Here is a 13,287-nt window from a genome sequence, read left to right as displayed (position 1 = left end):
GCGGCGCCGCCGACGACGCCACCAACCTGGTACCGAGGCAGGTCCTGGTTCCGGTGATGCCGGACAACGCCGATGAGCTCGCCGCGTGGCTCAGCGGCCTGCGCGGGTCGAACGTCAATCTGCGAGTGCCCGCCCGCGGTGACAAGCGGGCCCTCGCCGAGACGGTGCACCGCAATGCGCAGGACCAGTTGGCGCAGCACAAACTAAAGCGTGCCGGTGACTTCAACGCCAGATCCGAAGCGTTGCAGAGCATTCAGGACTTCCTCGGGTTGAGCGACGCACCGCTGCGCATCGAATGCGTGGACATCAGCCACGTCCAGGGCACTGACGTGGTGGCCTCGCTGGTGGTGTTCGAGGACGGGCTTCCGCGCAAGTCGGACTACCGGCACTACGCCATCCGCGAGGCGGCGGGCGACGGACGCTCCGACGACGTGGCATCCATCGCCGAGGTGACGCGTCGGCGGTTCGCCCGGCACGTGGCGGATGCGCAGGCCCCTTTGACGGAGGACGCCAACGTCGGGGATGGTCCTCGCGCGAGCGCTCGTCCGCGCCGCTTCGCGTACCCGCCGAACCTGTTCGTCGTGGATGGCGGCGCGCCACAGGTGAACGCCGCCGCAGCGGTCCTCGACGACCTCGGTGTGACCGACGTGGCCGTGATCGGGCTGGCCAAGCGGCTCGAGGAGGTCTGGGTGCCCGCAGAATCAGGAGTGGCGGCGGATCCGATAATTCTCCCGCGCAACAGCGACGGGCTCTACCTGCTGCAGCGCGTGCGCGACGAGGCGCACCGCTTCGCGATCAGCTACCACCGCAGCAAGCGGTCGAAGCGCATGACCACGTCGGCACTGGACTCCGTTCGGGGTCTGGGCGAGCACCGGCGAAAGGCACTCGTCACACACTTCGGTTCGGTCGCCCGGCTCAAGGATGCCAGCGTCGAGGAGATCACCGCGGTGCCGGGAATCGGAGTAGCCACCGCGAACGCCGTCCTTGAGGCACTCGGGGTGCCTACGATCAAGGACGAGGTGTCGGGATGACGGGCGCGGGGATGGGTACCGAAGACGATCGTGAGTGAGGATCGCAGCGAGGTACGAGCGAGGACCGGAGCGAGCGGGAAGTCGAGGCATGACGGAGGATCTGCGGGACGGCCATGCCGACGACCAGTCGGCCGCCGGCATAGACGTCGTCCTCGTCACTGGGCTGTCCGGCGCAGGCCGGGGGACGGCCGCCAAGGTTCTGGAGGACCTGGGCTGGTACGTCGCCGACAACCTGCCGCCGGAGTTGATTGCCCGGATGGTCGAGCTCGGTCTCGCGGCGGGCTCGCGGATCACCCAGCTGGCAGTCGTGATGGACGTGCGCTCGCGCGGATTCACCGGAGATCTCGAGTGGGTTCGGCACGACCTGGCCACCCGCAACGTCACACCACGCGTGCTCTTCCTCGAGGCCTCCGACGACATCCTGGTCCGGCGGTACGAACAGAATCGCCGCAGCCATCCGCTGCAGGGCAATCAGACTCTGGCCGAGGGCATTTCCGCCGAGCGCATCATGCTTGCGCCGATCCGAGCCGCAGCGGACCTGGTGATCGACACGTCGTCGTTGCCGGTGCCCGCGCTCCGCGAGACCATCGAGCGCGCGTTCGCCGCCGAGACCGTCGCGTACACCAACGTCACGGTGGAAAGCTTCGGCTACAAGTACGGGTTGCCGATGGATGCCGACACGGTGATGGACGTCCGCTTCCTGCCGAACCCGCACTGGGTCGACGAGTTGCGGCCACACACCGGGCAGCACCCGGCGGTACGTGACTACGTCCTCGGCCAACCGGGGGCGGTGGACTTCATCGACACCTACCATCGACTGCTGGACGTCGTCATCGACGGATACCGCAGGGAGGGAAAGCGCTACATGACCGTCGCCATCGGATGTACGGGTGGCAAGCATCGCAGCGTCGCGATCGCCGAGGCCCTCGCGGAGCGACTGCACGGTGACGACGACCTCACGGTACGGGTGCTGCACCGGGATCTGGGTCGCGAATGAATTCACGCATCGTCGCGCTCGGAGGCGGCCACGGGCTGTACGCCACGCTGTCGGCGGCGAGGCGACTCACTCCGCACGTAACGGCGGTGGTGACCGTCGCCGACGACGGCGGGTCGTCGGGCCGTCTGCGCAGCGAACTCGACGTCGTGCCACCGGGAGACCTGCGAATGGCATTGGCGGCGTTGGCATCCGACAGTCCGCATGGCCACCTGTGGGCCACCATCGTGCAGCACAGATTCGGTGGCAGCGGGGCCCTGGCCGGCCATCCGATCGGGAATCTGCTACTCGCCGGACTCAACGAAGTGCTTGCCGATCCCGTCGCGGCCCTTGACGAACTCGGCCGCATCCTCGACCTCAAGGGGCGCGTTCTGCCGATGTGCCCGATCGCACTGCAGATCGAGGCGGACGTGGCCGGGCTCGAATCCGATCCGCGGATGAGCCGGGTCATCAGGGGTCAGGTCGCGGTCGCCACCACCGTCGGGAAGGTCCGCAGGGTGCGCCTGCTCCCCGGCAATCCACCGGCGACCCGGCAGGCGGTCGACGCGATCATGGCCGCCGACCTCGTCGTGCTCGGCCCTGGTTCGTGGTTCACCAGCGTCATCCCGCACGTTCTGGTTCCGCAGCTGGTGGCGGCGCTCCAAGCGACGGACGCCCGCCGCGCCCTGGTGCTCAACTTGGTCGCCGAGCCTGGTGAGACGGCGGGATTCTCTGCCGAACGCCACCTTCACGTCTTGGCGCAGCACGCGCCAGGATTCACCGTGCACGACATCGTCGTCGACGCTGTCAGCGTTCCCAGCGAACGGGAACGCGATCAGCTGCGGCGGACGGCCGCCAGCCTGGAGGCTCAGGTCGAGTTTGCTGACGTATCCAGACCTGGTACACCATTACATGACCCAGCCAAGTTGGCTGCGGCGCTTGAGCGGGTGCGGCTGCGCGGTAGGGCACCCGCGACGCCGACGGTTCCGACTCCCGCCGCGCGGTCGGTCGACGAGAGGTGACGATTTCGTGGCGATGACAGCCGAGGTCAAGGACGAGCTCAGCCGACTCGTGATCAACTCGGTCAGCGCACGGCGCGCGGAGGTCGCCGCCCTGTTGCGATTCGCCGGCGGACTGCACATCGTCGCGGGACGGGTGGTCGTTGAGGCGGAGGTGGACCTCGGGGTCATCGCCAGGCGCCTGCGCAAGGACATCCACGACCTGTACGGCTATAACGCAGTGGTGCACGTGATGACGGCCGGCGGCCTGCGCAAGGGCACCCGTTACGTGGTGCGAGTGGCGCAGGATGGCGAGGCCCTGGCCCGACAGACCGGACTGCTGGACCTGCGCGGACGGCCGGTCCGCGGTTTGCCCGCTCAGGTGGTCGGTGGCAGCGTCGGCGATGCCGAAGCCGCCTGGCGCGGAGCATTTTTGGCACACGGCTCGTTGACCGAGCCCGGTCGCTCGTCGTCGTTGGAGATCAGTTGCCCTGGCCCGGAGGCGGCACTGGCGCTGGTCGGTGCGGCCCGGCGGCTGGGCGTCAGCGCCAAGGCGCGCGAGGTGCGGGGCAGTGACCGGGTCGTCGTGCGCGACGGGGAGGCGATCGGTGCGCTCCTGACGCGGATGGGGGCTCAGGACACCCGGCTCACGTGGGAGGAGCGTCGGCTCCGTCGCGAGGTACGCGCCACGGCGAACCGTCTCGCGAACTTCGACGACGCGAACCTGCGACGATCGGCGCGGGCGGCGGTCGCAGCCGCGGCCCGCGTTGAACGCGCACTGAACATCCTCGGCGACTCGGTGCCCGGCCATCTGTCGGCGGCGGGAAGGCTTCGAGTCGAGCACCGGCAGGCGTCGCTGGAGGAGCTCGGCCGGCTCGCGGAGCCGCCTATGACGAAAGACGCTGTGGCGGGCCGCATCCGGCGCCTTCTGTCGATGGCCGACCGCAAGGCCAAGCATGATGGCATCCCCGACACCGAATCGGCGGTGACGCCAGACCTGCTCGACGATGCGTAGCGCACCGAGTTATCCACAGTCGGTGATTCATCCACAGATTGCGATCGACGCCTCGCACTCGAACATTTGTGCGAATATGGTTGAGGCATGTCGCCCGCCCGCCCATTCCTCACCGCCGACGCGGCGCGGGCGCGGGTGGATGCGGACCTCGACGCGATCGATGTGGCACTAGAGCGGCTGCGGGCAACGTCAACGGAATTGGTGGGCAATGCCTTTCGCGTCGAGATGGCTGAGCGGTTGGAACGGCAGCTCCGCACGGTGATGGGATTGTCCTATCGCACCGTCGGGGAGATCGTGGATCCGCCCGACGGAGCGGAAGATCCTGCGCTGCCCGCCGGGGTGAAGGTGCGCGATCTGCTGTGCCGTCGGCTGCGGATCGTTCCCTCGGAGGTGCGCCGACGCGCCAAGCTGGCGGCGCGGATCCGGGCGCGGCGCTCGCTGACCGGAGCGCCCTTACCGCCCGAGCTGCCAACGCTTTCGAAGGCGATCGATGCCGGTGACGTCGGAGAGGACCACATCCGCGAGGTCTGCAAGGCGATCGACGTGCTGCCGCAGGCGGCGGCCGCGCACAAGGGTCGGGCGGAGCGCACGCTCGTTCGGCATTCGCGCGAGCAGGATGCGGCCTTCGTTGCCGTGGTCGGGCGCCGGATCGCAGACACGGTGAACCCCGACGGAATGTTCGACGATCAAGATCGCGCCAATCGACGGGGACTGACGCTGAGCAAGCAGGGACCGGATGGGATGAGTCGGCTCTCGGGGTGGGTGACCCCGGAGAGTCGCGCATACATCGAGGCGGTCGGAGCGGCAGTACGCCCGGGCCACCACATGCCAGGCGCCGAGTCCGCGGTAGTCGACGCATCGACCGACACGCGGACCCCCTCGCAGCGGCTGCACGACGCTCTTGCCTGGGGGCTGCGCACCGGCATCGAGTCTGGGTCGTTGGGCACCCACCGCGGGATCCCGGTGACCGTCATCGTGACCACTACGCTGGCCGAGTTAAATCAAGCGATCCACGCGAGTTTCGATTCGAGCGTTTCGATGCCGGCCCCGGCACGAACCGGCGGCGGGTCATCTCTGCCGATGCGCGACCTGATCCGGATGGCGGCCAACAGCATTCACTACCTCGCCATCTTCGAGGACCACAGCGCTCGTCCGCTGTACCTGGGACGCAGCAAGCGCATCGCCACTATCGATCAGCGCATCATCTGCCATGCGCGCGACAAGGGTTGCACCCGGCCGGACTGCGTCGAACCCGGTTATCACTCCGAGGTGCACCATGTTCCCGACTGGGACCCCGACGGCCGCACCGATGCCGATCATCTGTTCTTCGGGTGCGGACCCGACCACAAACTCGTCACCGACGGCCATGCCACCACCACCGTCACCGAAGACGGCCGCTTGGCGTGGGCCGTTGATGGTGACCCGCCCGAGGTCAACCGCATCCACCACGACGACCAACTCCTCGATGAGGACGACGACGAACCCATCTAGGTTTGGGGCATGACGACCCTGAGATTCGGCGTGGCGTACCCCGACCCACCGTTCAACGGGATGGGAGATGACCACGGCGGACTGGACGTCGACCTGGTCGACGCAATCGGGGTGGCGTTGGGCTCGTCGGTGAGTCTCATCGCCTACCGGGGATCCGACTTCGACGGCATCTTCGACGCCTTGACGGCGGGCGCATATGACTGCGTGATCGCGGGCACCACCGTGACCCCCGACCGGGAGCGCCTGGCCCCGTTCGCACCGCCGTACCTGGTCTCCGGACAATCGCTTGCGGTCGACATCGAACGGTTCCCACGGGTGCGGTCGATCGACGACCTCGCCGGCCTGACGATCGGCGTCCAGCAGGGCAACACCAGCCAGCCGATCGCCGAACGCCTTGTGGCCCAAGGCAAGGCGGGGGCAGTCCACGTCTACGAGTACGGCAGCATCCGAGCCGACCTGTCAGACCTCACCACCGGTGGCTGCGACGCCTTCATGAAGCTCGCGCCGGTGCTCACCGAACTCATCAGGGAAGTCCAGGACGTCCAGGTGGTGCAGCGCGGGCTCTCGCGAGAGGAGATCGCGATCGCCGTCGCACTGGGCGACGGCTCGCTATTGGAGCGGATCGCAGGCGCGCAGACAGAACTCGAAGCCGACGGCACCCTGCAGCGATTACGACGCAAATGGCTCGGCAACCCCTACCGCGACCAGAGCCTGGCCGCCCACTGACCAGCCTTCGCGCCGCGATCGCCGCACCACTAGGCTGACCCCGAGCAATGTGACCGGGTAAATCGCCGAAGTTCGAGATCTAAGGAGCACAGACAGTGACGATTCGGGTAGGCGTCAACGGCTTCGGTCGAATCGGCCGCAACTTCTTCAGGGCCCTGGACGCGCAGAAGGCCCTCGGCAAGAACGCCGACATCGAGATCATCGCGGTCAACGACCTAACCGACAACGCCACGCTGGCGCATCTGCTGAAGTTCGACTCGATCCTCGGGCGACTTCCGTACGACGTCAGCCTCGAAGGCGACGACACCATCGTGGTTGGCGACACCAAGATCAAGGCGCTCGAGATCAAGGCCGGCCCGTCAGAGCTGCCATGGGGTGACCTTGGCGTCGACGTCGTCGTCGAGTCGACCGGCATCTTCACCAACGCCGCCAAGGCCAAGGGTCACCTCGATGCGGGCGCCAAGAAGGTCATCATCTCCGCACCTGCCACCGATCCGGACATCACGATCGTCATCGGCGTCAACGACGACAAGTACGACGGCAGCCAGAACATCATCTCCAACGCTTCGTGCACCACGAACTGCCTCGGCCCGCTGGCGAAGGTCCTCAACGACGAGTTCGGCATCGTCAAGGGCCTGATGACGACCATCCACGCCTACACGCAGGACCAGAACCTCCAGGACGGCCCACACAGCGACCTGCGTCGCGCCCGCGCCGCCGCACTGAACATCGTGCCGACCTCCACCGGTGCCGCGAAGGCCATCGGCCTGGTGCTGCCCGAGCTGAAGGGCAAACTCGACGGTTACGCGCTGCGTGTGCCGATCCCCACCGGCTCGGTCACCGACCTGACGGTCGATCTCGCCAAGTCCGGCACCGCCGACGAGATCAACTCCGTCTTCAAGGCCGCCGCCGATGGCAAGCTCAAGGGCATCCTCAAGTACTACGACGCGCCGATCGTGTCGAGTGACATCGTCACCGACCCGCACAGCTCGATCTTCGACTCGGGTCTGACCAAGGTGATCGACAACCAGGCCAAGGTCGTCTCCTGGTACGACAACGAGTGGGGTTACTCCAACCGCCTCGTTGACCTGGTCGCGCTGGTCGGCAAGTCGCTCTGACCGGATAGCCGTGTCGATCAAATCACTTGAGGATCTGCTGGCTGAAGGCGTCGAGGGTAGAGGCGTATTGGTGCGCTCCGACCTGAACGTGCCTCTCGACGACGAGGGCAACATCACCGATCCGGGCCGGATCCTCGCCTCCGTGCCCACCCTGCAGACGTTGTCCGACGCCGGCGCGAAGGTCGTCGTCACCGCCCACCTCGGAAGGCCGAAGGGCGGGCCCGACCCCAAGTACTCGTTGGCACCCGTCGCGGCCGCGCTTGGTGCGCAGCTCGGCAGGCACGTCCAGTTGGCCAGTGACGTGGTGGGCTCCGACGCGTTGGCGCGCGCCGAGGGTCTGACCGACGGCGACGTGCTGATGGTCGAGAACATCCGATTCGACCCGCGGGAGACCAGCAAAGACGACGGCGAGCGGCTCGCCTTGGCCAAGGAGTTGGCCGAACTCGTCGGCGGCGCCGACGGCTCCGCCGGGTCGTTCGTGTCCGACGGCTTCGGCGTGGTGCACCGCAAGCAGGCGTCCGTGTACGACGTCGCGACGTTGCTGCCGCACTACGCAGGCACATTGGTGGCCGCCGAGGTGAAGGTGCTCGAGCAGCTGACCAGTTCGACTGAGCGACCGTACGCGGTGGTGCTCGGCGGCTCGAAGGTGTCCGACAAACTGGCTGTCATCGAGAACCTGGCCACCAAGGCCGACAGCATCATCATCGGCGGCGGCATGTGCTTCACCTTCCTTGCCGCCCAAGGGGTTTCGGTGGGCGCCTCGCTGCTGCAGCCGGAGATGATCGACACCTGCCGCAAGCTGCTGGAGGACTACGGTGACGTCATCCACCTGCCGGTGGACATCGTCGTCGCGGAGAAGTTCGCCGCCGACTCGCCACCGGAGACGGTGGCCGCCGACAAGATTCCCGACGGCAAGATCGGTCTGGACATCGGCCCCGAGTCGGTGAAGCGGTTCACGGCGCTGCTGTCCAACGCCAAGACCGTCTTCTGGAACGGCCCCATGGGCGTGTTCGAGTTCCCGGCCTTCGCCGCGGGCACCAAGGGCGTCGCAGAGGCCGTCATCGGCGCAACGGCCAAGGGCGCGTTCAGCGTCGTCGGTGGCGGCGACTCAGCCGCCGCGGTGCGCCAGCTCGGTCTGCCCGAGGACGGCTTCTCGCACATCTCGACCGGTGGCGGGGCTTCGCTGGAATACCTCGAAGGCAAGACGCTGCCGGGTATACACGTACTCGACTATCCCTGAGCACCAGAGGAGCACCTGTGTCCCGCAAGCCGCTGATCGCCGGCAACTGGAAGATGAACCTCAACCACTTCGAGGCCATCGCCCTGGTGCAGAAGATCGCATTCTCGTTGCCGGAGAAGTACTTCGACAAGGTCGACGTGACGGTCATCCCGCCGTTCACGGACCTGCGCAGCGTGCAGACCCTCGTCGACGGCGACAAGCTGAGGCTCACGTACGGCGCCCAGGACGTGTCCAAGCACGACTCCGGCGCCTACACGGGCGAGATCAGCGGGGCCTTCCTGGCCAAGCTCGGATGCACGTTCGCCGTGGTTGGACACTCCGAGCGGCGCACCTATCACGACGAGAACGATGCGCTGGTCGCCGAGAAGGCCGCCGCCGCGCTGAAGCACGGTTTGACCCCGATCGTGTGCATCGGCGAGGGCCTCGAGATTCGTGAGGCGGGCGACCACGTCGCCTACAACATCAACCAACTCAAGGGCTCGCTGGCTGGGCTGACGGCCGAGCAGATCGGCACGGTCGTCATCGCCTACGAACCGGTGTGGGCTATCGGCACCGGCCGGGTCGCCAGTGCCGCCGACGCGCAGGAGGTGTGCGCCGCGATTCGCACCGAGCTCGGTGAGCTGACAACGCCCGCCATCGCCGACACGGTCCGGGTTCTCTACGGCGGCTCGGTGAGCGCGAAGAACGTAGGGGAGATCGTCGGGCAGCCGGACGTCGACGGGGCTCTCGTCGGCGGCGCATCCCTGGACGGCGAGCAGTTCGCCATCCTCTCCGCAATCGCCGCAGGTGGGCCGATTCCTTAATCAGGCGCGTCGACCGGTATTCTGGCGCTCATGATTTTCGCTCTGCAGATCACCCTCGTCGTCACCAGCGTCCTGGTGATCCTGTTGGTGCTTCTGCATCGGGCCAAGGGTGGTGGCCTGTCGACCCTGTTCGGTGGCGGCGTGCAATCCAGCCTCTCCGGATCCACGGTCGTCGAGAAGAACCTCGACCGACTGACCTACTTCCTCACCGGCATCTGGCTCGTCTCCATCATCGCGGTCGCCCTGCAGATCAAGTACGGCGCTTAACTCACGAACTGCATTGGTGGGTTGCTCCCACTTCGTTCTTCTGTGTAGTTGCCCTCGGCCTTCTGTGTAGTTGCCCTCGGCACGATGGTGGCCGATCGAGTCAAGTTCGCCGTCGGTGGTCCTTTACTGGATGTCGTCAACCCCTGGCTACCCGGGCACCCGCATCAGGCCGTGGCAGAACGCGTCGGCGCGGGTGACAGCCGGATTCTCGAGGTTTGTGGCGGCACCGGCTACCTGGCGAGACTGGTTTCGAAGAAGTGGCCGGGTGCCCGCGTCGACGTCCTTGACGTCTCGGCGGAATCGCTGGCGTTCGGTCGGCGCCGGGCGGCGGCGGCCGAACTTGCGGGCGTGAGCTTCGTCGAGGCCGACGCCGGTGACCTGCCGTTCGACGACGACTCCTACGACGCGGCCCTGTCCTGCTATGGCTTGCACGAAATTCCGACGCCGCTCCAACAGGATTCGCAGGTGGCCGTCGTCCCTGCCGAACATCCGGTTGTACAACGTCTGGGCATCGTTCGGGTCCGCGCCGCGCGACAGCAACACCCGGGCCAGATCCTCGCCGGCGCGGTGCCGGGGTTGTCGTCCAGGGCCGGCCTCACCCTCGCCGAAGCACAGGGTCAGCACGGTGAACGGGGTCGGCAGACCGAGCCAGAGGTATCCGCGTTCGGGTCTGAACCGGCATCGAGAAGGATCAGCGCGGTCGTCAACGGGTCTCGCTGGGGCACCCGCGAAGCGGCGAGGTGGAAGAGCGCAGTCCACCCGAATGGGCCGCCCTTGTCGCGGACGCCGTCCGGCCGGTTGTCGAGATGTGCGCGCACAGCCTCCGGGTCACCGACCGTTGCGGCGACGAACAGGCTGCGCTCCGGCAGATCCGGGTGGGCGTCCAGAACCTCGCTGGCTGCCGACCACCGGTGGGGACCGTCGCCATGGGAGTAGGTGAGGCAGGCCAGCGAGAGGAAGCTCGCCGGTGGGTCGTCGCCGGCGTCGATCGTGGGGTCGCTCCGGAGTTGGTCAGCCGTGTGCAGGTAAGCCTGTAGACGCGGCCAACTACTGAAGCCGACGGCACGGGCCACCACGTGCTGGGCCGCCGTCAGCGCGAACCCGGCTGGGTCGACGGGCGCTCCGGCGGGGTGATGGCGGGAGAGCAGTGCGAGCGCCTCCGCGTCACCTTCTCGCGCTGCGCGTTGGAGCCGACGGGCGTCGCGGCGGAAGCGTTCGAGGGAGGGTTTGTTGGGCAGGGACGGGGCCATCACGGCCTCCCTTCGTCGCACCCGGGGTCCGCTGCGTCGGGCCGAAAGGAGGATAGGCCTGATCCGTGCTCGTGCCAGGAGGGCTGAGCCCCTTTCCGCGGACCGGAGGCGCCCTGGACGCCGGGGCCGACGTTACCCGGCGACTGCGCCGCTGTCACCGGTCACGGCTCGACGGCCGGGAACCAGCGCCCGTCGTAGACGGTGCCGAGTACCGGGATCTGGTTGAGGCGTTCGGGTTTCACGTCCGCGCCCCGACATGGCCGCTGCCGTGATGCCGAGGGCCTCGATCGTCGCGGCGTGCGTGACACCGCCGATCCTGCCGTAGATCGCGAAGGGCGCGTTGCACATGCAGATGCCAGGAACCACTCAGCACCGACTTCTACCATCGGCGCGGTGCCCCGAGCCTGGGCACCATTCCCCTTCGACTCCCTCACGTAAGGCGGGTTCGTGCTCAGACTTCTCCGTGCCGGTGCCCTCGCCGGGGCGCTGCTGTGTGTCGGTGGGGGCGTGGCCGCGGCAGATCCGGTGCCCGTTGCGGACGTGACCCAGTCCGCCGACACCGACGACGGCTGGCATCTGAGCGCCTCACTCACGCGAATGACCATCAATTCCGTGCCGAACATGGCCGCCACGGCCTTCACCAGAGAGGGCTTCGTCACCGGAAAGGCCGCCGCGACCATCGACGGCCACGGTGGCGTCGCCGTGAACTCGGGCACCCTCGTGTTCGGCCTCCAACTGGGCTGTCAGATCGACCTCAGCGAAGGCGGGAGTGTGGGAGGGGACGCAGACATCGGGGTTAGCCCTGGCCTTAGCGGCGGCGATCCGCTCAGCGACGTCGGCCCCTACGCGGACCTCGACGGCAACGTTTCGATCAACCTGCTCCCAGGGACGATCACCAACGTGGGGCTCGGCAAGAAGGCGCTCAAGGGGCGAACCGGCGAGATCGTCGTCCACGATGCGCACGTCAAGGTCGATGCCTGCGGTGGAGCGGTATCCGTCCGGTTCTTCGTCTCGGCGATGATCGATACGGACAAGTCCGACGACAGCGTCAACGCCTACGGCGACATCCTGTCGCTGTGAGGTCGCTTCGGATTTCGCCTCGCCGACGACGGATCTGCCGCCGGTGGGTGATGGTCGCGGCCTTCTCGGCCTGGCTGTTCACGGGGTGGATCGCGGTGATACCGGCGGCCGTCGCGTGGGCTGACTGCTCGGGGGCCGGTGACTTCGGAGCGGGTTCCGGTTGCCCGCCTCCCGGGGACACGTCCGGTTCGGGGAGTGGGGAGAGTTGGCCCCCGACGAGTGTGGACTGGCCACCGTCACAGAGTTCCGACTCCGGCGACAGTGCAGGTGGCGGCGGAGGGGGCGACACGTCGACACCCATCGTCATGCCCGACGGGCAGCAGGCGCCGACGCACGGGGTCGGGACGAAGCACGAGTCTTCGTCGTCCACGCCGCCTACCCCGATCGTGCCGGTGGGCGCCCCGGTCACCGGACCGGCCCCGAGCGTGATCGTGACGCCGTCGTCGTCGGCGACGCCGACGTCGTCGACCCCTTAGGCGCTCCCACGCTCCATCGGAGCGGCCATCTCGAGACTTTGCCCGGACTGCGTCGGCGGGGCTCGTTCTGCGGCCGGTTCGCGGTACGTCGATACTTGAAACCATGGCCGACGCTTCCGATACCACTCTCGCGCCCTCCGGCTCGGTGCGACGAACCCAGGTAGGCCGTGAGGCGACCGAACCGATGCGCGAGGACATCCGCCTGCTCGGCGCGATTCTTGGTGACACGGTGCGCGAGCAGAACGGCGATGCGGTATTCGACCTGGTGGAGCGCGCACGCGTCGAGTCCTTCCAGGTGCGGCGCTCCGAGATCGACCGGGCCGATCTCGCAGGTCTGTTCGACGGCATCGACATCAGTCAGGCCATCCCGGTCATCCGGGCGTTTACGCACTTCGCGCTGCTCGCCAACGTCGCCGAGGACATCCACCGGGAACGACGGCGTGCCGTGCACGTCGCGGCGGGGGAGCCACCGCAGAACAGCAGCCTGGCCGCGACCTACCTGAAGCTGGAGTCCGCCGAACTGGACTTCGCGACCGTCGCAGACGCCCTCACCGGCGCCCTGGTGTCGCCGGTGATCACCGCGCACCCCACCGAGACGCGGCGCCGGACGGTCTTCGACACCCAGCACCGCATCACCGGACTGATGCGGCTTCGCATGCGCGGCCACACGCGCACCGACGAAGGCCGCAGCATCGACCTCGAACTACGTCGAAACATCCTCACGCTCTGGCAGACGGCGTTGATTCGGTTGTCCCGGTTAAAGATTCAGGACGAGATCGAGACCGGGTTGCGTTACTACCCCGCCGCGTTCTTCGAGGT

The 13,287-nt window shown here is 67.5% G+C and carries 14 protein-coding genes and 1 pseudogene; 14 read left to right on the top strand and 1 reads right to left on the bottom strand.

What is annotated here, in order from left to right; translation table 11 throughout:
* The 11 genes and pseudogenes from uvrC to QOI01_RS29310 all read left to right on the top strand — a co-directional run.
* A partial coding sequence (gene uvrC / locus QOI01_RS29360; RefSeq protein ID WP_526386662.1) for an excinuclease ABC subunit UvrC occupies nucleotides 1-1,031 on the top strand: 1,031 nt, incomplete at its 5' end.
* Between the two features lie 88 nt (nucleotides 1,032-1,119).
* Entirely contained in the window at nucleotides 1,120-2,028 is a 909-nt protein-coding gene (gene rapZ, locus QOI01_RS29355; protein WP_526386661.1) for an RNase adapter RapZ, read from the top strand.
* On the top strand, nucleotides 2,025-3,026 hold the full coding sequence (gene yvcK, locus QOI01_RS29350) for a uridine diphosphate-N-acetylglucosamine-binding protein YvcK (protein WP_526386660.1): 1,002 nt from the start codon (nucleotides 2,025-2,027) through the stop codon (nucleotides 3,024-3,026). Before rapZ ends, yvcK begins: the two co-directional genes overlap by 4 nt.
* Nucleotides 3,027-3,033: 7 nt before the next feature.
* On the top strand, nucleotides 3,034-4,017 hold the full coding sequence (gene whiA / locus QOI01_RS29345) for a DNA-binding protein WhiA (RefSeq protein WP_526386659.1): 984 nt from the start codon (nucleotides 3,034-3,036) through the stop codon (nucleotides 4,015-4,017).
* 87 nt (nucleotides 4,018-4,104) lie between these two features.
* Entirely contained in the window at nucleotides 4,105-5,508 is a 1,404-nt protein-coding gene (locus tag QOI01_RS29340) for a DUF222 domain-containing protein (protein WP_526386658.1), read from the top strand.
* Nucleotides 5,509-5,517: 9 nt separating this feature from the next.
* Nucleotides 5,518-6,234, top strand: a complete 717-nt coding sequence (locus QOI01_RS29335; RefSeq protein WP_526386657.1) for an ABC transporter substrate-binding protein — start codon at nucleotides 5,518-5,520, stop codon at nucleotides 6,232-6,234.
* Between the two features lie 95 nt (nucleotides 6,235-6,329).
* A complete protein-coding gene (gene gap, locus QOI01_RS29330) occupies nucleotides 6,330-7,352 on the top strand; it encodes a type I glyceraldehyde-3-phosphate dehydrogenase (protein WP_526386656.1) in 1,023 nt (340 codons plus the stop codon).
* 10 nt (nucleotides 7,353-7,362) lie between these two features.
* The gene (locus tag QOI01_RS29325) at nucleotides 7,363-8,592 is read left to right on the top strand and encodes a phosphoglycerate kinase (protein WP_526386655.1); all 1,230 of its coding nucleotides are present in this window, start codon (nucleotides 7,363-7,365) and stop codon (nucleotides 8,590-8,592) included.
* A gap of 17 nt (nucleotides 8,593-8,609) precedes the next feature.
* Nucleotides 8,610-9,395 carry a triose-phosphate isomerase gene (gene tpiA / locus QOI01_RS29320; protein ID WP_526386654.1) on the top strand — a complete coding sequence of 262 codons (786 nt, stop codon included), beginning with the start codon at nucleotides 8,610-8,612 and terminating at the stop codon, nucleotides 9,393-9,395.
* Between the two features lie 30 nt (nucleotides 9,396-9,425).
* Nucleotides 9,426-9,662 (top strand): preprotein translocase subunit SecG, encoded by a 237-nt coding sequence (secG, locus tag QOI01_RS29315; protein WP_526386653.1) that lies wholly within the window; start codon nucleotides 9,426-9,428, stop codon nucleotides 9,660-9,662.
* Nucleotides 9,663-9,746: 84 nt separating this feature from the next.
* Nucleotides 9,747-10,052: pseudogene (locus tag QOI01_RS29310) on the top strand (class I SAM-dependent methyltransferase); the annotation flags it as partial.
* 227 nt (nucleotides 10,053-10,279) lie between these two features.
* Here the strand turns inward: QOI01_RS29310 and QOI01_RS29305 are convergent.
* Nucleotides 10,280-10,912 (bottom strand): hypothetical protein, encoded by a 633-nt coding sequence (locus QOI01_RS29305; protein ID WP_526386664.1) that lies wholly within the window; start codon nucleotides 10,910-10,912, stop codon nucleotides 10,280-10,282.
* 489 nt (nucleotides 10,913-11,401) lie between these two features.
* On the opposite strand from QOI01_RS29305, the gene QOI01_RS29300 reads away from it, so the two are divergent.
* From QOI01_RS29300 to QOI01_RS29290, 3 genes are all read left to right on the top strand, one after another.
* Entirely contained in the window at nucleotides 11,402-11,992 is a 591-nt protein-coding gene (locus QOI01_RS29300) for an MspA family porin (protein ID WP_526386663.1), read from the top strand.
* A 50-nt stretch (nucleotides 11,993-12,042) separates the two neighbouring features.
* Nucleotides 12,043-12,468 (top strand): hypothetical protein, encoded by a 426-nt coding sequence (locus QOI01_RS29295; protein WP_526386652.1) that lies wholly within the window; start codon nucleotides 12,043-12,045, stop codon nucleotides 12,466-12,468.
* Nucleotides 12,469-12,571: 103 nt separating this feature from the next.
* The coding region (locus QOI01_RS29290; protein ID WP_526386651.1) for a phosphoenolpyruvate carboxylase at nucleotides 12,572-13,287 on the top strand (716 nt) is incomplete at its 3' end.

Source organism: Mycobacterium sp., from assembly GCF_032162605.1.
Taxonomy (GTDB): domain Bacteria; phylum Actinomycetota; class Actinomycetes; order Mycobacteriales; family Mycobacteriaceae; genus Mycobacterium.
This window is presented reverse-complemented; position numbering and strand designations above follow the sequence as displayed.